This is a genomic window from Pseudoalteromonas sp. P1-26 (assembly GCF_001401795.1).
Classification (GTDB): domain Bacteria; phylum Pseudomonadota; class Gammaproteobacteria; order Enterobacterales; family Alteromonadaceae; genus Pseudoalteromonas.
Window position 1 is genome coordinate 18,130 of sequence record NZ_LKDX01000036.1, and the last position, 21,200, is coordinate 39,329.

Genomic DNA, 21,200 nt, shown 5'->3' on the forward strand with positions numbered 1-21,200 from the left:
GGCGTGGCTGTGAGCCATCTTTTGTTTGATTTACTAATGACATACCGACTCCTTAGAACTTGTATTTAAGGCCAATTGCAACGCTATTGTCTGATTCAAGTTCTAAATCTAAATCAGTATAGAATAAGTATGCTGTGGTTTGTTTATCAAAAACATAGTCAACACCTGCTGTCCATTGTTTACCTTCTTCAGCATGGCGAATTTTTGAGTCGTCTTTAACATATTGCAGCTTAGGTACCCATTTATCGATTGCATAGCTTGCGCTAAGTGCATAGCCATTGCCTTCTTTCGTACCGTCGGTTGATTCACTGCGCTGGAATAAACCCGCTAACTGTAGGTTATCAAGTTTCCATGCTGCAACAACGCGGCTTGCTGTTAACTTATTAAGTGCATCAACATGGCTGATAGCAACATAATAGTCTTTAGATTTTAATGCACGGTCACCATAAATAACCGTTGCCGCAAAACCATCTTCATCGTTGCTACTGTCATCTTTAGGTGCATAAGTTAGCGCTAGTGATGCCCCACCGTATGTTTTTGAGCTGTAGGTAATGGTATCGCCGATACGGTCTTGACCAGGGATCAACTGAGCGATATCAGCTTGGGTTTCGTTAAAACCGTCTACTTTACCTTCTGAGTATTTAAAACGGGTGTCGTTACGGCCGACAACCACTTCACCAAAATCGCCTGCAAGGCCTAAGTAGGTATTACGAGCTGAAAATGGCTCACTGGTATCGTCATGCTCAAAGCCTTTTACTTGAACTTCGTATTTGAATACTGCTTTTAGCGACTCAGTTAGTTTGTGGCTACCTTTAATACCAATACGAGAAAAAGGTGCTTCGATTTGCGTACCTTCATCTGCATAGCGCATAACGCCTGTATCTGTGTTTGCTATTTGAACTTCTGCTTTACCGTATACCGCGTAGTCTGCTGCCATTGCTGAGCCTGCTGTGCTAGCTAAAATCACAGCCGCTGCTACGCGTGTTTTTGTATGAGTGAATATTGTTGTCATTATGCGCCCCTTATTAGGTTCAAATTGTTGTTCCTAACTATTAAGGCAAGTTGGTTGCCAACTTAGTTAATTTTAAAAAAGCTGTTAAATAACAGTAAATTAACTTTATTGACGTAAAAGGAGCTGTTTTTTATGGGTGGATATCCACACATTTTTAAAAATATGCTGTCACCAGTTCCACCCATTGTGAAGAGTTTAATGTGAGAGGGTTGCTTAGTCTTTGAACATTTCGCGATTAATACCGTATTTGGTCATCTTGTCGTAGAGGGTTTTACGTGCAATTTGTAATGTGACCATGGTCTCTTTTATGCTGCCGTTGTTTCGTTCTAGCGCTTCTTCGATAAGTGACTGCTCATAAAAACTAATTTTCTCGGCAAGGCTTAAGTCTTGAGCAAGCTCATTGTCGCTGTTTGCATCGCTGTACGAGGCAAAGGCCAGATCAGAGCCTAGCAATACCGCACGTTCGGCCTGATTTCTAAGCTCTCGTACATTACCCGGCCAATCGTAGGCAAGAAGTCGTTGTTTTGCTTCACTACTTAGTGGTGCAGGTGGTTTATGAAAACGTGTTGCCGCTATCGAGCTAAAATGTTTAAACAACAGTGGAATATCGGCCTTTCTGTCTCGTAATGCCGGAATACTCACTTTAACTAAGTTTAATCGGTAATATAAATCGGCTCTAAACTCCCCCGCTTCGACTAGTGTCATTAAGTCTACTTTGGTGGCAGCAACAATACGCACGTCTAAATCAATGGCGTGGTTATCACCTACAGGCGTTACTTTACGCTCTTCAAGTACCCTTAATAACTTTACTTGTAAACTTGCAGGCGTTGACTCTATTTCATCTAAAAAGACAGTACCGCCTTTAGCAAATTCAAACTTACCTTGGCGAGATTGCGTAGCACCTGTATATGCGCCACTGGCTGCACCAAAAAGTTCGCTTTCGATAAGCTGTTCGGGGATTGCGCCGCAGTTTATGGCAACAAAATTAGCCGCTGATCTGTTACTTTGATCGTGCAAGTAACGGGCAACTAATTCTTTACCTGTGCCAGTTTCACCTTCTATTAAAACATCAGCGGGAGTATCGATAACCGCATTGAGTAAATGCATCATTTGTTGCATTTGCTCAGTTTCACCTAAAATTCGCACACCGGGCGCAGAGGTTTTTTCTACTGCGATTTTTAATGCGCGGTTTTCCATCACTAAAGCACGTTTTTCTGAAGCGCGCGCGATACAATCTAACAATTGCTCTGTGAGTGGCTTTTCGAATAAATCATAAGCGCCAAGTTGCATGGCTTTAACAGCCACTGATACATCGGCAAAGCCAGTCAGGAAAATAACCGGTAGCTCACTATCAAAGGCCTTAACTTGTTCTAAAAATGCCAAACCGTCCATTTTGGGCATGTTTATGTCACTTAAAACAATCCCTTCAAAACGACGACTTAATTTTGAAAGTGCCGCAGTTGGCTCACTAAAACACTGAACTTGATAACCTTCAATCTCAAGGAGTTGCTTTAATGAATCGCGTATCACCGCTTCGTCATCAATAACGATTACCTGATTACAGGTCGCTGCAACTACACTCATGATGGTTCCTTATTTGTTTGTAAGGTTATTATAAATTGTGCGCCGCCTTCAGGGCGGTTATGCGCAGATAATCGACCGTTAAATGAGTCGATAATTTGCCGTGAAATAGATAAACCTAAACCTAAACCGTTGCTGGTTTTAGTACTGTAAAATGGCTCAAAGATGTTACCCAATGCATGTTGATCAATTCCTGGGCCTGTATCAAGAATTGATAGCTTCACTCGATCGTCGAATAGTTCGAGATCAAAACTTAATTCACGCTTTTCAGACTCACTCATTGCTTGGCTAGCATTGGTGATCACGTTAACCAAGACTTGTTCAAACTTAACGCTATCGACCCACACTGTTATATTTGCATCAATATCAGCAGCTTTTACCTCGATATCGTCTTGCTTTAACTGGGCGCTGGCGATCATTAACGCATTTTTTAACATGGTCGCTAAGCTTTGCTGCCTAAGTTGGGTTTGTGCGGGTTTACTAAAATGCTTAAGCTGAGCGACAATTTTGTGAACACGCTCTATTAGAGATTGCACCAGCACTAAATTTTCGCTGGCTTGCTCAATACTGCCTTTAATAAGCAGCCTCTTTGCACTTACTAAATAAGTGTTCATGGCACTTAAGGGCTGATTGATTTCATGGTTAATGCCCGCACTTAATTGACCTATCGTTGCAAGCTTAGCTGTTTGGATCAGTGCTTTTTGCGCTTTTTCGAGCGCTTGGGTTCGTTCAATTACTTCTTGCTCAAGGCTATGTCTTGAAAACAAAAGCTTTTTGTAGCCCGCAAAGCGCACCATCGCCATATGAATAAGCACAACAGCAATAGCATAAAACACACTAAACCAAAGCAGTCGAGGTATTTGCGCAAGCTCCACATTAGTTACATCCACCAGCACACTGGCTTTGGCCTTTATAATGTCTATTGTTTCGGTGGCACTAATAAAGCGCGCTTGCTTGCCATTAAGCTGAATATTTTGCTGTGCGGTTTGTTCACTTAAAGACTTATGATTATGATTAAGTAAACTCGGTTTATGAGACAAGTAGCGGCGCGACTTAACCAAAGCAGCCATTTGTTCGTCGTTAAGCGATTCAAGTGACTTTAATCGCCAGTCCTCAACGTCTGACATCACTATGACGCTATCTTCTAGTGCAATATAAAAGTGAGTGCTGTCTGATGCATTAAGTAGCTGGCGGTCTTGTTCAAACTTTTTAGCATTCACTTTTAAAGTGACAACGGCAATAACGTTACCTTTATCAATAACCGGCTCTGAAAAGTAAATGCCCCGCTCACTTGAGCGCATACCTAAAGCAAAATAAGCTACTTTTTCACCCTGCTTGGCTAAATAAAAATAAGGTCGAAAAGCAAAGTTACTACCCAAAAAGGTGTAATCGACCTGCCAGTTACTACTTGCCACCACCGAGCCTGTTAAATCCATTAAATAGACGTCAGATGCACCACTGGCACGTTGAATATCTTCTAAATAATAATTAACAGCCTGCTCGCCTATACCTTGCTTAACCACAAAAGATTTAACTAAATCATTGGCACTGACTAAGGTCGGAATTGTTTTAAATCGGGCTAATTCGCTTGAAAAGTAATGACTTAACTGAGTAGCTTGAACACGGCTTTGTTGCTCTGCTTGTTGATAGTCGTGAGCGCGTCCAACGTAAAAAACTAACACAAGCAACAATAAAAGCATTGCACCTGCAATAACTAACTTTTTACTTAATGACGACATTCAAACCTTTGCGAGCAGCGCAACTAGAAATTGAACTGGTAGTGTAACGATAAATCTTCTGTTGTACCAGCGACAGCGCCATTGTCCATTCGTGGATCAAACACGTTATATTTTTTGCCTAACAGGTTTTCTGCTTTCAGCATCAGTTGGCTGTTAGCGTTTAACTGCCACTTTAAGCTGCCACCTAATAAGCTATAGGCAGACTGTTTGAAGTGAGCACCGGTAACCGAACTTACCTCAACTTTATCACGCCACAATAAGTTTAAACTCACTTGCCAGCTGTCAGATAAGTTATAACTACTCACTAAGCTTGCAAAACGCTTAAAGCTCGCATTAATTGGATCTTCAAAGTATTGCGTGTAAGTGCCCGTTACAGAAAACTCTTTACTTGATTGCCAAGTACCATCAAGCTCGATACCACTGTTTTGAGTATTAAATGAGTTTGTAAAAGTAAACAAGGCATCATTAGATTGCGTTGGCTCAATGTTTATAAAATCATTGAGTTCATTATAAAAAAGCACCGCATTAGCTTGTAACTCTGAGGTTTGATAATGCCAAACAAGCTCAGTGGTTTTGACCGACTCAGAGCGAAGTGACGAGTTACCTACGGTGACATCATCATTTGAAAAAAGCTCATTAGTAACCGGAGTTCTGAACGATTCGCCATATTGCACTTTTACGGTATGCTCTGGGTTTATTACATAAACGCCCGCAAGGCGAGGCGAAAGTTTACTGTCGATGTCTTTCACATCGTCATAGCGTGCCCCTACAAATAAAGTAAGTGAATCTGAATAAGGTATTTTTAACTGCCCGTAGGCGCTATATGTTTCGAAGGTATATTTAAGTGATGCAAATTCAGGAAAGTCCATCACAGTCACAATACCTTGCTGATAATAAGCGGGGTCAATAATGACTAACATCGACTCATCATCATAGTAATTAGTACGCACCCCAGCCTCGACCTGTTTAGCCTCTGCGTATTCTATACCTGCTGCAAGCTGCCATTGGTTTTCAAATTGATAACTCAGTTCAGTCTCAAATTTGCTATCAGTTGTTTGCCAAGCTGGGCCAAGTAAAAAGTCAGGTATATCGTCAAAAGCAGCGATTAAACCAGCACTAGAGATATTATGTTTAGTGTACGAGTAACTAGAATCCAGCTTTAACTTGTCGTTATTAATCCAGTTATATTTAATGCCAACAAAAGTGTTATCACTGGTGTGTTGATTTTGTGTTGAATAGCCAGCAAGGTTTAAAAATTCATCAAGGGATGTTTCGTTGTAACGAGCACGTAATTGCAGCTTTTTGTAATCAACACCTGCTTCTAGGTATATTGCTTCAAGAGGATCTTTTACACCTTGCGGGTAGCTTTCGCCGCCTTTTTGATCATAAGAAAAACTCGCGAAGAGTGCGCTATCATCACTAAAAGAGGTATTAAACTGCCCTGTTGCCCCGTAGCGACCATTGTTGCCAACCACAAGTTGCAGTGCATTTCGCTCTTTAGAGGTAACAATATTCATCACCCCTAAAAACGCATTACTGCCATATAGCGCCGAGCCTGGACCGCGAATAAACTCTATTTTTTCAATAACTTCAATAGGTATATAAGGCATGTAAACAGAAGCTTTACCAAATGATGATTCATTGACACGCTCACCATTGATCATCACCAGTACATTGCCGCTATCAAGGTATACACCTCGAGCATGATCTTTAGGCACAGCACCAACCCAATCTCCACGGGTTGATTGCATACCTGGCACAAAGTTCATTACCTCATAGGCGTTATCAACACCAAGCGCTTGAATTTGTTTACGGCTAAATACACTCATGGTTGAAGGAACAGATGACAAAGTTTCGCTGGTTTTACTAGCAATATCGACTTGCACATTAAGCAAGTCTTCAAAACTTAAAGAGAATAAGTCTTGCTCTTCAGTCGCGTTTGCAACCAATGGAATGGTTGAGGCAACTGCAATTGAAAAAAGTGCTGAACATCTTAAAAGCTTCACGCTGCGAGATACCTGTACTAATAGCCTATGCTGCAAAAGCAACACCTTGTTTACACTATTAATACAAAAGATTGGCAAGCTTGCAATGTTTTTATAGTTTTAGTTGAAGAGTTCTCGAAAGTGGATACAAAAAAACCCACTTTCAGCTAAAAATGGGTTTTAATTTTATTGAGCTAAGCTTAATTAAGCTGTTTCAACATTAGCAGTACGCTTTGCCTTGATGTACTTATATAAACCAATAAGTGACGCCGCTATCCAGAAAATTTCGATAACAAAACTAGCAAGGTTAAAGTTATAACAAAGGCTAATTAGTAACAGAATCGCGCCTGTTAAGTTCATCATGTTATACACAAGGCCGGTTGGCGATGCTTTATTCAGTTGTAATAAAAAGAAAGCACCAACCACTAAGAATGTGCCTGTCATGCCAATAATATCAAATAAAAGTGCTATCACGTGCGTGAGTCCATTTTGTTCATGTGTTTATACCCATACAACTGGCCCAATCCATGGGGAGGGTTGTTTTCATTCATTGAAACAGCAAACCGGTCAATAGTATCAGAGCATGAGGGATAAACGAGGATAAATGTCCGTATTTTAATTACAGTTAATATTTACTCAAAGCAAATACTCAGATCTTCATGGTTAAGCTGCTCTAGCTTTGTCAAAGATGATTGACAAAATTCAGTGGTATACATGGTTTTAAACTCCGCAGGCACTTCATTTACCCACCAAGAGGTTCGATCAGCAATAGATAAAGAAAGGTAAAAAACATCAAACTTTAGACCATCTGCCACATAAAAGGATGATTTGCCTAAATGAGTAGTGTCACTTTCTATTTTCAATATGCTGTTTGGGGACTCGACAGTAATCCAATCAAATTGGACGACATTAGCTTTATTTTCTATAGGCTTAAGTCTAAATGCGCCATATTTGTAGAGGTTATCGCTTGGGTTTATAGCTCTTACGAACACATATTCATTTATGTTTATTTTTGAAGCTGTCTCTCCACATGAAGTCAAAATGGGCAAAACGCCAAAAACCATAAGCAAAGCAGCAAATCCATGTTTAACCAAGTTAATCTTTTCCTTCTTGATCGTGTTTCCCAGTAAAGCCAATTTACAGAAATGGTATTAATACTCTTTAACTAACTTTAAATTAAACATCAAAAATGCGGCAAATACTAATCTACTTATGCGTTACCTTACCACCGATAATTTTTAGAGCAGGTGCACCGCGGATCATTGTTTCGCGGGCGAATTGACGTTGGCAGTCAGGGCAAATACCAGTTTCATTGGTAAAATCTTGGCTAATACGTTCAACAAAACATTTAACCAACGCCCCTTTTCCGCCTTTGCGGTATTTAAATAACTGGCTTTTACATTGTGAGCAAAAAATATCGACTGTTTTGGTCGGGCCTTTTTTGTTTGGTTTTGCCATTACAACTACATTGCTAAAATAAAACCTTACTTTATCATGTTAAGGCCAGAGGCCCAAAACTAAGCCGATAACAGAAAACTGTAATATTGAATAACTTGCATTAACTAAGAACAATTTTAATGGGCGTTGTTCAAAAATATAGCCAATACCTAAGGCACAGCTAACCCAGCACAAGCCAATAATAAACCCTGTGCCAACAGCCACTCCCACATTGACATTTGCGCCAATAAATAACGATAAACTAAATGCAATTAAACAACATAAAACAAAGCTGCCGCCAAACACCATAACTGGGTTAATACTCTGTAGGTCAAGTTCAGTTAAACCACAGCTTTCCATCCAAATACGTTTAAAAAGCCAAGGTGAATACCACACAGCGCCCAATAAGAAAGATGCAAGGGCAGCAAAAAAGATCGCGAAGTAATTAAGTTCTGAAAAATGCATACGCCAGACTCATACAACTAACAGGTTTAATTTGACTTTAGTTAAGGATCAGCGATGCAGCAAATCAAAAAGGCTGAGTTTTGTACCTATTAATATCTAAACCATACTTTAGGATTAACCGCAGAATTATTTCAGTTTAATAAACAATCAATTTAGTGTTGTACGGGTTTTTTCTGCAATTTACGCTGTAGGGTTCTTCTGTGCATATTCAGTTGGCGCGCAGTTTCAGAGATATTACCATTGTTGTTATGCAATACATGTTGAATATGCTCCCACTCAAGACGCTCTGGCGACATTATTTGGCTTGGCTCTGGGTTTACCGATGAGGCACCAGCTTCAACATCACCCAAGATTGTTTTTAGTAATGAATTGAAATCGACAGGCTTTGGTAAGTAGTCATCAGCACCTAAACGTATCGCTTCTACTGCACTGGCAATACTTGCAAACCCCGTGAGCAATACGATACGCGCTGAAGGAAATTGTTCTCTTAAAGGTTTAATTAGCGCAAGGCCGTTATCATCCCCGAGTTTTAAATCCACCAGAAAGTGGCTTGCCTCGAAAGTGGTTGTTTTTTGTAAAGCTTGCTCCGCGTTATGAGCAAGTGAACATGTGAAGCCTTGTTTTGTAAAGCGCCTCGCAAGCGTGCTGGCTAGGTTTACATCGTCTTCAATAATTAAAAGTTTCATACAATTTTTAAACTAACCATCGCAATCGCGCCTTGCTGTGGGTGATTACTTAGTGTTAATGAGCCATTTAAGCGCTCTAAGGTTACATTAGAAAGCATAACTGCCATTCCCATTCCATCGCTACTTGGCATGAGCTGACCGCCTAATGATGCCATTTGTTGCTCGCTAAATCCTTGACCGAAATCACGTAACGACAATGAAAGTGTTTGCTCATCAATTTGCCATTTAGCTTCTATGTTGTGTTGCTGATTATGGTTATTTGCCGATACGGCGTTTTGCAACAAGTTTAAAATAGCCGGTAACAGCATGGCATCACTTAAAATCGAACAATCAGGGGCGTCATTTAGCCACTGTAAGCTTTGCTCAGGAAAATGCAGAGTCATCGCATCTTGAATCGTGTTTTGCAGTGTTTTAGCACTAATCACTTGTTGTGTTTCACCGGTTCTTAGTGCATTTGAAAGTGACCTAAAATGAGCAAGTTGCTCTTTACACTGTGCTAATGGCTTAGCCATTTCTTGCACAATAGGGTCATCAGCTTGTTGCTCTTTTAGCTCTTCAAATAATAACTGTAAGTTTGCTATCGGCGTTGCAAGTTGATGCGTTACTTGTGCTGCTGCCCCATCAAGCGTTAATAACTGCTCATGCCTTAATTGTTGCTCGCGGGTACGTGCAATAGTAGCTTCTCTGGCTCTTAACGTGCTGTTTAATGTGCCAATTACAAAGGCAATAACGATGGCGCTTATAACAAAGTTAATCCACATACCAATAAAATGATGAGTCATCTGCATTTGGTGCATGGTATGTTCGGGCATTTTTATCAGTAAAAAACTATAAGCTGCGATTGCTAACACAGCTGTGTAAGCAAGCCCTTTCGCATTAACAGTCACCGCCGCTATCATTATCGGTAACAGTAATAACGAAACAAATGCATTGGTTGCCCCACCACTTAGTGAAAGCAAAATAGTTAAAAACAATAAGTCGGCTGTCAACTGCATCAACACAGCTGCAGGCTTGGCTTTCGTGACATTTCGGTAAGCAAATATACTTAACAGCTGAAAGATTGCTTCAATACAAATTACAGCAAGTAAAGGCAGTAAGGGGATTTGGTATTCAAAAAGAAAATATACCGCAATAACAGCAACAAACTGCACGGCGATTGCGGCGCTTCTTAAAATTAGTAGGCGACTGATCGCCGGATCGGTTTGCATAACGGACTCTTTAAAGCTTAATCATCGTCCATTGAAATTGTAAAAACAGCACAAGGCGTTCCTTGATGAAACACCATTTGCCATTGTTTACCATTAAAACGCCACAGTGACATACGAACTGAGTAGTTAAACTCTGAGCGAGCTGAACGTCTAAAGGCCGCTTGATAGCTTAACTGTGCAATATCATCACTGAGCATTCGGCCTTTAAAATGTTGATTATAAAACTGCGGTACCACCTCAGTTGGCAGGCGGGTTAAAACTTGGAACTTATTAAATGACGTGCCATCAGCGGCTATTTCAATAAAATCATCATCAAGTAATGCATCAAGCGCTTCAGCAGATTGCCGTACCTCTGGCTCAAGGAGCTGTCGCTCTGCATCAATTAAATGATTAAATAACGTCTCTTTAATTTTACCGCCCATAGTAACCCTTACTGTTTGAGCACTTTACCGCCCTTCATAACAAACTGAACCTGACTAAGTTCGCTAATGTTATCAAGTACATTCATATTCACGCTGATAATATCTGCTTGTTTACCAACACTCAAGTCACCGAGGTTATCACTTTGACCTAATAGTTTAGCAGCTTCAACGGTGGCTGATTTAATTGCTTGCTTTGGTGTCATGCCGTATTTAACTAATAACTCGAATTCTTTAGCATTATCACCATGCTTAGATACGCCTGAATCTGTACCAAAGGCTATTTTAACCTTGTTTTTTAACGCTAATTTAAACGATGCTTCCATTTTTGGCGCAACTACTTCAACCTTATCAGCAATTGCTTTTGGCATATTAGGGTTATTTAGCACCTCTTCTTTAACTGTTGCGCCAGCGAGTAAGGTTGGAACTAAATACGCGTCTTGCTTTTTGAAAAGCTTAACCGTGTCTTTATCTAAAAAAGAGCCATGTTCGATTGAATCAACACCTGCTCTAAGTGCTGCTTTTATACCTTCTGTTCCATGAGCATGAGCGGTCACTTTGCGGCCTAAATGATGGGCTGTGTTTACAATGGCACTGAGTTCTTCATCAGTAAATTGCTGATTAACCCCTGCCGCTGTATTACTTAAAACACCACCTGTCGCGGTTATTTTAATCACATCGGCACCGCTTTTAATTACATCGCGCACTGCACGAGTACAATCGGCTGCGCCATCACACACACCCAAGCCACCCCCTTCTGTCGCTTTGGTAATATCACGGCGATAGCCATGCATATCACCGTGACCTCCGGTCGGTGTGATCATATCTCCCGCAGCAAAAATGCGCGGGCCAACAATATCGCCACGTTCAACCGCACGCTTTAATGGAAAGATAACTTGATAGCTGCTACCTAGGTCACGCACAGAGGTAAAACCTGCATCAACCGTACGTTGTAAGTACTTTAGAGAGCGAAGAGCGTAATCGGCTTCGTATTCAGTTGCCCATTGGTGAGGGTTACGTTTTGCATCTCGCTCAAAGGTTACATGAACATGCATATCAATCAGACCCGGCAATACCATCTGATTTTTTAAATCAATAACATCTGCATCACTGAGGTTTAATTGCTGCTTTGATAGAAAACCAGCTTTTATTGCGGCAATTTTATTGTCTTCAATAACCAGCGTTTGCTGCTCTTTGACATCTTGATCAGTGCCTACCAGCATCTTTCCAGCATGAATAATGGTGGTTTGTGCATTAACAACAAACGAAGATAATAAAGACAGTACCGATAATGTGCTTATTTTTAGGTTTATTTTTTTCATAATCGCCTCTTTTTTATACTAGGTTTAACTTAAATACTGAGTAAATGCCATTATTTACGACATAGCGCAGCAATGAACTAGTGTTAACAAGTGAATTTTGATATAACTTCGGAAAAATTTAACAAGTCTGACCACATAAAGAGAACACATTATGTCTTATGCCCAAATTACTGGCTGGGGTAAATGTATACCACCAGCAAGCATCAGCAATGATGAAATTAGCAATATTGTTGATACCAATGATGAATGGATCACAACACGTACAGGCATCAAATCTCGCCGTGTCAGCCATGTTTCTACTGCCGATTTAGCTACCGTTGCCGCAAAGCAAGCGCTTGCTTGTGCTGGTGTTGATGGTAAAGACATTGATCTTGTGCTTCTTGCGACTTGTACACCATCAACTATGGTGGCAAATACGGCCTCTTTAGTGCAGAAAAATATTGGTGCGGTTGGCGCAGCAGCAATGGATACTAACGCTGCATGTTCAGGCTTTTTATATGCATTACAAGCAGCAACGGCACAAATTCGTGCAGGCATGATCAAAAAAGCGGTCGTTATTGCTGCTGAGCGCATGACTTGGTACATCAACTGGGCGCGCCGCGACAGTGCTGTATTATTTGGTGATGGTGCTGGTGCCGTTGTATTAGAAGCCTCAGATACACCATCTGGATTACTTGCGACTAAAACCGGGTGTGACAGTGAAGATCGCGATATCTTGCACATCGAAAACTTTGGTAGCGATTTAAATAAATACGAGCCAATTGGCCCGTCTAACTTATTATTTGAAGGTCGCGAGATCTTCAAACGTGCTGTTAAGGGAATGAGTGAAGCTTGTGACGACGTGCTAAACCAAGCACAGTTAGAGCTTGATGACATTGACGTATTAGTTCCTCACCAAGCAAATTTACGTATTATCCAAGCGATTCAGCAACGCTTGAAAGTAGCTGACGAAAAAGTAATGGTAAACATTGCCGACTACGGTAATACGTCTGCTGCAACAATTGCGATTGCAATTTGTGAAGCTGTTGAGCAAGGCCTTATCAAGCCAAACTCAAACATTATGTCAGCAGCCTTTGGCGCTGGTTTAACTTGGGCGGCGAGTTACATTAAATGGGGCGATCGCGTGACACCTATTGCAGTGTCTGATGCAGCTTTACCTGAATGTGATAAAACAGGCCTTGAACTTGTTGCACCAGCTGTTGCAGCATGTAAAGCGGCAGAGTAATCCTCGACACTCTTTAGTAGAAAAGCGCGGCTTAGTCCGCGTTTTTTTATGAGCAAAAAATGGACTATATAATGGAATTATTAGGCATACATCACGCTGCAATCATTTGTAGCAACTATGAAAAATCAAAGCATTTTTATAATGAAGTATTAAAACTGCCGATTATCCACGAACTATACCGTGCTGAACGTGACTCGTATAAATTAGATTTAGCACTTCCTGATGGTAGCCAATTAGAATTATTTTCGTTTCCTGGAGCACCACAAAGACCAAGCTATCCAGAGGCACAAGGGCTACGCCATTTGGCGTTTAAAGTTGCCGATATTGCAAAATCTAAAAAATATTTAGAACAACAAGGCATTTCGGTTGAAGAAATAAGAGTGGATGAAATCACCGGGAAGCAATTTACATTTTTTGCCGATCCCGATGATTTACCTTTAGAGCTTTACCAACTCTAGATTATTGGAAGCGATCTTGTAGGTAATTAAACACAGCGCGAATACCCAATGCCTCACCACCTGTAGGGCGACCCGGTAATGCACGTAGGTTCCAAGCCATGACATCAAAGTGAACCCAAGGAGTGCTTGGCTCAATAAACTCTTTTAAGTAAAGAGCTGCAGTGATCGCACCACCAAAAGGAGTGGAAGCACAGTTAGCAATATCAGCTACGTCACTTTTTAATAATGCTTTATATTGATCAAATAACGGAAGTTGCCATACAGGATCATGGCAGCTTTCGCCTGCATCCATCAATTTGTTAGCAACATCACGGTTATTTGCAAAAAAGCCCGGTAATTCAGTACCTAGGGCTACACGGCAAGCACCAGTAAGGGTAGCAAAGTCAACGATAAGATCAGGGTTATCGTTTTGTGCTTCAGCAAGTGCATCACACAGCACTAAACGACCTTCAGCGTCCGTGTTATCAATTTCTACTGTGATCCCTTTGCGAGTTTTGATCACATCACCCGGTCTAAATGCATTTCGAGAAACCGCATTTTCAACTGCAGGTACCAATACGCGTAAACGAATTGGTAGGTTGGCAGCCATAATTAACTGCGCAAGACCAATAACATGCGCGGCACCGCCCATGTCTTTTTTCATATTTCGCATGCCTGAGCTTGGTTTTAAATCTAAACCACCAGAATCAAAACAAACACCCTTACCAACTAATGTAATTTGTGGAGCATCTTTTGCGCCCCAACGTAAATCAAGTAAGCGAGGCTTATTCTCAGACGCGCGACCAACCATATGAATTGTTGGGTAGTTTTGCTCTAATAATTCATCACCAACCCATTCGCTAAACTCACCATCAAAGGTGTCGGCTAAATCAGCCATCACTTGCGATAGGTGTTGCGGCATCATATCTGCAGCAGGCGTGTTAACTAAATCACGCACTAAATTAATGGCACTTGCATGCTGCGATAAACGCTTAACTAAGCTTTCATCTTTAATAGCTAGTGTGGCACGTGGCGATGGTTTTTCTTTATATTCACTAAACTCGTAACCACCTAACACAAAACCCAGCGCTACTTGTTCTACAAACTTGTCATCACCTTGAATTTGATAACAACCTGCTGGCAGTTTTGTTGATAAGTCACCCGCTAACCAAAAGTCTTGTAAATCATTAACTAAACAATACACATGCTCAAGAGAACCGGTTTCACTATCAGCAATTAAGGCCATGCCTTTGTTTTTAAAATCACAATTTGTTAGCCAATTTTGTAAGGCTTGCGGCTGCTCGGTTAACCACGTTGATAGGTCAGCTTTAGCAATAAATGACAGGGGAATTCCCGTAGAAGAATGGCGAATTAATGAACTCATTAAACGACTCGATATAAAGAAAAGGTATTTAAGCATACCAATATCTTGATACAAAAGGTATAGGCAAAATCAGATAAGCAAAACCTAATCAGTCTTTGTTTTGCTTCTCTTTTTCTTCTTTTTCTACTTGTTGATCAATCTCTTTAATCGACTTATTGATATTGAATGAGCTAGGTAGCACATCAACACCAACCCATTGACCCAGTTTTACAACCAAAGGAATTGTCACTGGGGCAAAAGGTAATACAGCAAATACGCCCAAACCGAGCCCTTTTAATATATCTAAAAATTGCTCATTGGCAGTATGCAATTCCTCTTTAGTAGCTTGGCCTTGGGTGTATCGCCTATAGATATGAAGCATCTCTTTTGTTTCTTGCTTTTCTTGGGCTAGTGCGATTTTAAGTGCTACCATAGCGCGCTTGAAGCGTAGTGTCTGACGCTTTTTGGTAATTTTGGCCACTCTGAATGGGGCTCGATGAATAACTTTGTATAATCGCATTTGGCTATTTTCACACAGCATGTTAAGTTCACAAAGCATAATTTACTTATATTAGTTTTTGTTTTACTCTTAGTACTCTATTCGTAATTATTTTTCAGTATTAAACATGAACACACCTATACAACAGGCTGAGCCAAAACCCCAAAAGCCGGCCCCAGATGAATGTTGTGGTGGTGGTAGTTGTTGCCCATGTGTTTGGGATGAATACCGAGAAAAATTAAAGCAATGGCAATTAAACAACATTCCGCAACAAGCCTAATAGACCGTTCCAAATCCAATTTCGCTTAAAAACCAATCAAAAAATTCCTTTTTTAAAATATTTTTAGATATTTTATATACTTTCTTACGCTTAAAAGAAAAAATAAGAATAAATTATCCCCTTTGATTTCATGCACATAATTAAAAAAACAATAATAACGTGCAAATAAAAACGCCAAAAACAACATCACATTAACAATTTGCAAAATAAATTTACAGGCTGTATAAGAGATTTACACCAAGTTTATTATTTAACTTCGGTGACATAATCATAAATATTCTAACTGGGGAAGTCAGAATGAAATTCAAAAATAATGCGCTACAACAAGCAATTAAATTTGCTTTAGCGACAACAACAGCTGGCCTGTTTGTGTCGGGTTCAGTTGTTGCTGCAGAGCAAGCAGCAGAAGAAACGAAAGTTAATAAAAATGTAGAAAAAATTGCCGTGGTTGGTACTCGTTCTGCGCCACGTTCAATCGGCGATTCACCAGTACCGATAGATATCATCGGTGGTGAAGAGCTAGATAAAGGCGGCAACACCGATATGCTAGAGCTTTTAAAAGGCTCGGTTCCTTCTTTTAACGTTCACCAAAACCCAATTAGTGATGCAGCGTCACTTGTACGCCCTGCTAACTTACGTGGTCTTCCTTCTGACAGCACATTAATACTTGTTAATGGTAAACGTCGTCATCGCGCATCAGTTATTGCCTTCTTAGGTGGTGGTATCAATGATGGTGCTCAAGGTGCTGATATCTCAGTTATTCCAAGTATTGCCCTAAAGCAAGTAGAAGTACTTCGTGACGGTGCTGCGGCACAATACGGTTCTGATGCAATCGCTGGTGTAATGAACTTTGTATTAAAAGATGCCTCTGAAGGTGGTTCATTCGAAATTCGTCAAGGCGAATACTACGAAGGTGATGGCGATACAACACAAATTTCAGGTAACGTGGGTCTACCATTTACCGATAGTGGTTTTGCTAACTTAAGCTTCCAATACAAAACAGCTGATGCAACTAGCCGTTCAGTACAACGCCCTGATGCGGCGGCACTTAACGCAGCAGGTGTACCTGAAGTATCTTCTTTAGCACAAATTTGGGGTGCACCTGAAGTTGATGATGATATTACAATCTTTGGTAACATTGGTCTTGAGTTAAGCAACTCATCTGAATTCTACATGTTTGGTAACTACTCTGAGCGTGACGTACGTGGTGGTTTCTACTATCGTAACCCACACACTCGCCCAGGTGTTTACTCAAATGACGGCGGTGAAACACTGCTTGTTGGTGATTTAACTGGCGATATGAGCGGTAACTGTCCTACCGATATCATGATTGATGACAACGTTTTAGATAACCCAGATTACATCAATGGTGTTGCTAACAACCCAGACTGTTTTGCATTTAACGAAATGCTTCCGGGCGGTTTTACACCTAACTTCGGTGGTAACATCACAGATACCGCATTAACAATTGGTACTAAAGGTGAAATCACATCTGGTATCCTTGAAGGTGCTTACTATGACTTAAGCGGTACAGTTGGTTACAACGAATCTCGTTACTTCATCTACGACACAATCAATGCATCATTAGGCCCAGAAAGCCCGCGCGATTTCAGCCCAGGTAAATACTCACAGTTAGAGAAAAACTTTAATGCAGATTTATCAAAAGGTTTTGACTTTGGCTTAGCTTACGATGTAAACGTTGCCGGTGGTCTAGAATGGCACGAAGAAACATTCACAGTTGTTTCTGGTGACGAAGCGTCTTTCACAGCTGGCCCACTAACAGAACAAGGTTTTGGTATCGGTTCAAATGGTTTCCCTGGTTTCAAACCATCTGATGCGGGCGAGTATACACGTCGTAACTATGCTGCATACGTTGATGTTGAAGCACCATTCACAGAAGACTTCTTAATGGGCTTAGCACTACGTTATGAAGATTATGATTCATTTGGCTCAACAACTAACTACAAGTTAACTGGTCAATACCACTTAACTGAAGACTTAAACATTCGTGGTTCAATCAGTACAGGTTTCCGTGCACCAACTGTTGGTCAAGCAAATGTAAGTAACGTTCAAACAAACCTAAGCAGCGGTGTACTTGTTGACTCAGCACTTTTACCACCAACAAACCCAATTGCTGTGCAATTAGGTGGTACAGAGCTTGAACCTGAAGAATCACAAAGCTATACATTTGGTGCAGTTTGGACACTTGGTGACTTATTCTTCACAGTTGACTACTACAACATCCAAGTTGATGACCGTATCAGTCAATCAGATAAAATTGAGTTAAGCCAAGCTGATAAAGACACACTTGAAGCAGCAGGCGTACCAAACGTACAAAACTTAGCGCAAGTAAGCTTCTTCACTAATGACTTCGATACAACAACGCAAGGTGTTGATGCTGTAGCTAACTACTCAACTGATTTGTTAGGCGGTAGCTCAACATTCAGCTTAGCGTACAACTGGAACGACACTGAAGTAACTAAGTCAACAGACATTACTGGTGAGTTTAAAGTAAGCCGTTTAGAAAATGACTTACCAAATCACCGTGCAACGCTTAGCTGGGCACAACAGTGGGAGAATTTCTCTGCATTTACACGTGTTAACTACTATGGCGAATACCAAGGCGTACACGTAGATTACGATGCAACAGCGAAAACAGCTGATGCTGCAGTGACGATTGATGCAGAAGTAACTTACTTCCTAACTGAAGAGCTTAGCTTCTCTGTTGGTGCGACCAACTTATTCGACCAAGAAGCAGAGAAACTTGATTTCTATGACAGTACTGACATCCCTAACAACAACTGGGGTGGTAAATACTACGAAACGTCGCCATATGGTATCAACGGCGGCTTCTATTACGTGAAAGCTACGTATACTTTCTAAATAGAACAGCTTTCTAGGTTGAACAATCAACCTAGAAAGTCGATACCCCGGATTTATTCTGGATATTTATAGTTAACCAAGGCGAAAGACATTTCGCCTTTTTCGTTTTATAGTAAATAAAAATAACAAATAACCCGCCATTCCTATGCTGTTAGAAAAAGCGAATCAACTACTGAATGAAAACAAGCTTAAAGAGGCCGAGTTTCATTTTAAAACCATTCTCGATTCAGATCCTGAAAACGGCGAAGCGTTATTTGGATTGGGCCGTATTGCACTGCGTTTAGAACGTTATGATGCTGCTGTTTACCTTCTACAAAGAGCCTGTGAACGATTACCTCATATGCTTGAACCGCTCCATGCTCTTGCCGATGCTTTTAATGGCGTGCATTCACCACAAGATGCCTTAACCGTACTCGAATATGCAAAATCAATTGCCAGCCACAACCCTGAGCCACACTACTATCTTGCCCAACATTATTTAACCTATGGCGAGTTAGACAAAGCCTACGGTATTTTAAAGCATGCCCTTGGTATGGGAAATTACCCTGTAAAGGCGTACATTTTATTTGAGTTAGTGCAGTTTGGGCGTTTTAACAATGAACAAAATTACATAAATGAGCTACACCAATTTTTAACTTTGACCAATAACCTGCGCTTAAAAATGGTGTGTTATTATGCACTGGGTAAAAGCTACGATCAGTTAAATGATACAGAACAAGCTTTTAACTACTTTAGCCTAGCTAATAAGCTACAAACAAAACTCACGCAGTTTAAAACCCGTGACTTAGTGCCTTTTTATCAGCGCATCATAGAGCAAAATACAGCTGAACTAATTGATGCCAGAGACAAAACATTCACCGGCACAATTACACCCATTTTTATTATTGGTATGCCAAGAAGTGGCTCAACGCTGGTAGAGCAAATGCTGGCAAGCCATGATGATTTTGCCAGCCTTGGCGAAGATGCCAGTATCAGTAATCAGGTTGTTGCATACCTTGAACAACAAACACAACTCCCCTACCCAGATTGCTTAGCAGAGCTAAACCAAGGGCTAATTAACAATGCCCGTAATATTTATATCGAACGAATAAAACAAGCGCCAGTTGTACGCCCCTTTATGATCAATAAGCTGCCTGCTAACTATCAGTCACTTGGATTGATTTACTTACTCTTTCCTAACGCCAAGTTTATTAATATGCAGCGCGAGTATAATGCAATTGCTTGGTCGGTGTTTAGCAACTATTTTGCTGAAAACGAACCTTACTTTTGTTCACTCCCAGAGTTTAAGCAATACTTTGATTTGTATCAGCAGTTAATGGAGCATTGGCAAAACGTGATGCCAGAGGCGGTTTTTGATTTAAGCTATGAAGCACTTATCAATGACAGCGAACAAACACTAACAGCCCTGTGTAAGTTCTTAAACATTGAGTACAGTACACAGTTTTTAGATTTTTATAAGTCAAAAAAACCGGTGGCAACGCTCAGCAAAACGGCTGTAAGACAGCCGTTAACTGATAAAGCATTAGAGAAATACAAACGCTACGAGAGCGCATTGCACACGCTTATGCGTGAGTCTCAAACCAGTTCAACAAGTCAGCAAACTGATCAAAACGCGCCTGTGGGTGAGTAAGCATATTTATGTGATCATAATCGACCTTATGGCCAAACTTACACCCATAAATGGTCATCGTTTGCTTGCCGATGCCCGACTCTTCCATAAACTTTTCAATATCAATCGGCTGGCATAGGGCTTTATCTTTAACACCTGCCACATGCATAATGGGCGGTAGTGCCTTATCAGCTAATGCGTTGGCGTAATCAAAGCCATCGTCAGTATCGACCCAAGGTTTACGTTTAGCCCACTGCATACTTTGATAATGTGACTTACGGGTTTCATCATCACTGCCCCATTTCAGTTTTTTAGCCGGCACAAAACCATGCTTACGGGCAACTAATGGCGCCAAACCATACCAAATCAAATTACCTTGAATATACTTGCTTGGGTGATGGTTATACAAAGACCGTTTAGAACCAAAATAACCGCAGGCTTTCACATCATCAATCAACTCAGGAAAACGGGCAAACACACTGTTCATTAACACCCCGCCCCATGAGTGTGCCACCCAATAACGCGCAGGCTCGCCTTCAAGCTGCTTAATTTTATCTAAAAATGCAGGGATATCTTCTAAAATAGCCTCGGTTTGACCATACTTTGCATGCTTTGAAATCGCAGGTTTACTCTCACCACGACCACGTAAATCTGCCACATAGCAAACATAGCCATGCTCAGCTAAAAATGGCGCTAAACCTTTATTGCTGTGGGTGTAAAAGATTTTACCATTTTCAACGGCACCATGCATAAAAAACACCGCAGGGCCTTTCGCATCAGTCTTACTAATACGGCGTAAATGTAAGGTTTGGCTTTCGGCGAGTTTAATAAACACCGATTCTTGTTTAATCGTCACGTTTGACCTTTTTATTCTTATAGACTCATCGTACCAGTGTTAAATTACGCCAGTCTCTTCTGCAAAGCAAGTTTTTGGTGTGGCGATTGCCATTCAAAATGAGAATCTCAGGCACGATGAGATTTTGATTAAATAGTAACACCAATGCAGAGCCAATATTCATTGATGTTAGAAGTTCGAGATACATAAGCCTT

At 40.8% G+C, this 21,200-nt stretch carries 20 protein-coding genes; 5 read left to right on the top strand and 15 right to left on the bottom strand.

Translation table 11 applies throughout. The features are described from left to right. Positions 1 to 52 precede the first annotated feature (52 nt). The 12 genes from AN394_RS15890 to AN394_RS15945 all read right to left on the bottom strand — a co-directional run bounded on the left by AN394_RS15890 (position 53) and on the right by AN394_RS15945 (position 11,854). Complete coding sequence (locus tag AN394_RS15890; RefSeq protein WP_054563982.1) at positions 53 to 1,012, bottom strand: porin; 960 nt, start codon at positions 1,010 to 1,012, stop codon at positions 53 to 55. 213 nt (positions 1,013 to 1,225) lie between these two features. Further along, the gene (locus AN394_RS15895; RefSeq protein WP_055021976.1) at positions 1,226 to 2,596 is read right to left on the bottom strand and encodes a sigma-54 dependent transcriptional regulator; all 1,371 of its coding nucleotides are present in this window, start codon (positions 2,594 to 2,596) and stop codon (positions 1,226 to 1,228) included. Continuing rightward, complete coding sequence (locus AN394_RS15900; protein WP_055021977.1) at positions 2,593 to 4,332, bottom strand: ATP-binding protein; 1,740 nt, start codon at positions 4,330 to 4,332, stop codon at positions 2,593 to 2,595. Before AN394_RS15900 ends, AN394_RS15895 begins: the two co-directional genes overlap by 4 nt. Before the next feature lie 23 nt (positions 4,333 to 4,355). Next, on the bottom strand, positions 4,356 to 6,338 hold the full coding sequence (locus AN394_RS15905) for a TonB-dependent siderophore receptor (protein WP_235576272.1): 1,983 nt from the start codon (positions 6,336 to 6,338) through the stop codon (positions 4,356 to 4,358). 183 nt (positions 6,339 to 6,521) lie between these two features. Next, entirely contained in the window at positions 6,522 to 6,791 is a 270-nt protein-coding gene (locus tag AN394_RS15910; RefSeq protein ID WP_054563978.1) for a CBU_0592 family membrane protein, read from the bottom strand. Between the two features lie 158 nt (positions 6,792 to 6,949). Further along, positions 6,950 to 7,411: a hypothetical protein gene (locus AN394_RS15915; protein ID WP_152968944.1), complete on the bottom strand. Its 462-nt coding sequence runs from the start codon at positions 7,409 to 7,411 to the stop codon at positions 6,950 to 6,952. Between the two features lie 112 nt (positions 7,412 to 7,523). Next, the gene (locus AN394_RS15920) at positions 7,524 to 7,775 is read right to left on the bottom strand and encodes a hypothetical protein (protein ID WP_055021979.1); all 252 of its coding nucleotides are present in this window, start codon (positions 7,773 to 7,775) and stop codon (positions 7,524 to 7,526) included. Positions 7,776 to 7,814: 39 nt separating this feature from the next. Continuing rightward, positions 7,815 to 8,219: a DUF1761 domain-containing protein gene (locus AN394_RS15925; RefSeq protein WP_054563975.1), complete on the bottom strand. Its 405-nt coding sequence runs from the start codon at positions 8,217 to 8,219 to the stop codon at positions 7,815 to 7,817. Positions 8,220 to 8,371: 152 nt separating this feature from the next. After that, positions 8,372 to 8,905, bottom strand: a complete 534-nt coding sequence (locus tag AN394_RS15930) for a response regulator transcription factor (protein WP_055021980.1) — start codon at positions 8,903 to 8,905, stop codon at positions 8,372 to 8,374. After that, positions 8,902 to 10,113 carry an ATP-binding protein gene (locus tag AN394_RS15935; protein WP_055021981.1) on the bottom strand — a complete coding sequence of 404 codons (1,212 nt, stop codon included), beginning with the start codon at positions 10,111 to 10,113 and terminating at the stop codon, positions 8,902 to 8,904. Before AN394_RS15935 ends, AN394_RS15930 begins: the two co-directional genes overlap by 4 nt. A 17-nt stretch (positions 10,114 to 10,130) precedes the next feature. Next, positions 10,131 to 10,535 (bottom strand): DUF4440 domain-containing protein, encoded by a 405-nt coding sequence (locus tag AN394_RS15940; RefSeq protein WP_054563972.1) that lies wholly within the window; start codon positions 10,533 to 10,535, stop codon positions 10,131 to 10,133. A gap of 8 nt (positions 10,536 to 10,543) precedes the next feature. Further along, positions 10,544 to 11,854, bottom strand: a complete 1,311-nt coding sequence (locus AN394_RS15945; protein ID WP_055021982.1) for an amidohydrolase family protein — start codon at positions 11,852 to 11,854, stop codon at positions 10,544 to 10,546. A gap of 151 nt (positions 11,855 to 12,005) precedes the next feature. Between AN394_RS15945 and AN394_RS15950 the strand changes: the two genes are divergently transcribed. Both AN394_RS15950 and AN394_RS15955 read left to right on the top strand, forming a co-directional pair. After that, positions 12,006 to 13,079 carry a ketoacyl-ACP synthase III gene (locus tag AN394_RS15950; protein ID WP_055021983.1) on the top strand — a complete coding sequence of 358 codons (1,074 nt, stop codon included), beginning with the start codon at positions 12,006 to 12,008 and terminating at the stop codon, positions 13,077 to 13,079. Positions 13,080 to 13,150: 71 nt separating this feature from the next. Then, complete coding sequence (locus tag AN394_RS15955; protein ID WP_055021984.1) at positions 13,151 to 13,537, top strand: VOC family protein; 387 nt, start codon at positions 13,151 to 13,153, stop codon at positions 13,535 to 13,537. A gap of 1 nt (position 13,538) precedes the next feature. On the opposite strand, the gene AN394_RS15960 is transcribed toward AN394_RS15955, so the two are convergent. Continuing rightward, a complete protein-coding gene (locus AN394_RS15960) occupies positions 13,539 to 14,900 on the bottom strand; it encodes a M17 family metallopeptidase (RefSeq protein WP_054563996.1) in 1,362 nt (453 codons plus the stop codon). Between the two features lie 88 nt (positions 14,901 to 14,988). Continuing rightward, complete coding sequence (locus AN394_RS15965; RefSeq protein ID WP_054563995.1) at positions 14,989 to 15,399, bottom strand: hypothetical protein; 411 nt, start codon at positions 15,397 to 15,399, stop codon at positions 14,989 to 14,991. Positions 15,400 to 15,505: 106 nt separating this feature from the next. On the opposite strand from AN394_RS15965, the gene AN394_RS21740 reads away from it, so the two are divergent. The 3 genes from AN394_RS21740 (at position 15,506) to AN394_RS15975 (ending at position 20,171) form a co-directional block, all read left to right on the top strand. Beyond that, positions 15,506 to 15,658: an oxidoreductase-like domain-containing protein gene (locus AN394_RS21740; RefSeq protein WP_082401749.1), complete on the top strand. Its 153-nt coding sequence runs from the start codon at positions 15,506 to 15,508 to the stop codon at positions 15,656 to 15,658. Between the two features lie 297 nt (positions 15,659 to 15,955). Beyond that, positions 15,956 to 18,541: a TonB-dependent siderophore receptor gene (locus AN394_RS15970; RefSeq protein ID WP_054563968.1), complete on the top strand. Its 2,586-nt coding sequence runs from the start codon at positions 15,956 to 15,958 to the stop codon at positions 18,539 to 18,541. Positions 18,542 to 18,686: 145 nt separating this feature from the next. Beyond that, complete coding sequence (locus tag AN394_RS15975) at positions 18,687 to 20,171, top strand: sulfotransferase (RefSeq protein WP_054563967.1); 1,485 nt, start codon at positions 18,687 to 18,689, stop codon at positions 20,169 to 20,171. On the opposite strand, the gene AN394_RS15980 is transcribed toward AN394_RS15975, so the two are convergent. Next, positions 20,104 to 21,006: an alpha/beta fold hydrolase gene (locus tag AN394_RS15980; RefSeq protein ID WP_054563966.1), complete on the bottom strand. Its 903-nt coding sequence runs from the start codon at positions 21,004 to 21,006 to the stop codon at positions 20,104 to 20,106. The genes AN394_RS15975 and AN394_RS15980 overlap by 68 nt on opposite strands. Positions 21,007 to 21,200: the final 194 nt, after the last annotated feature.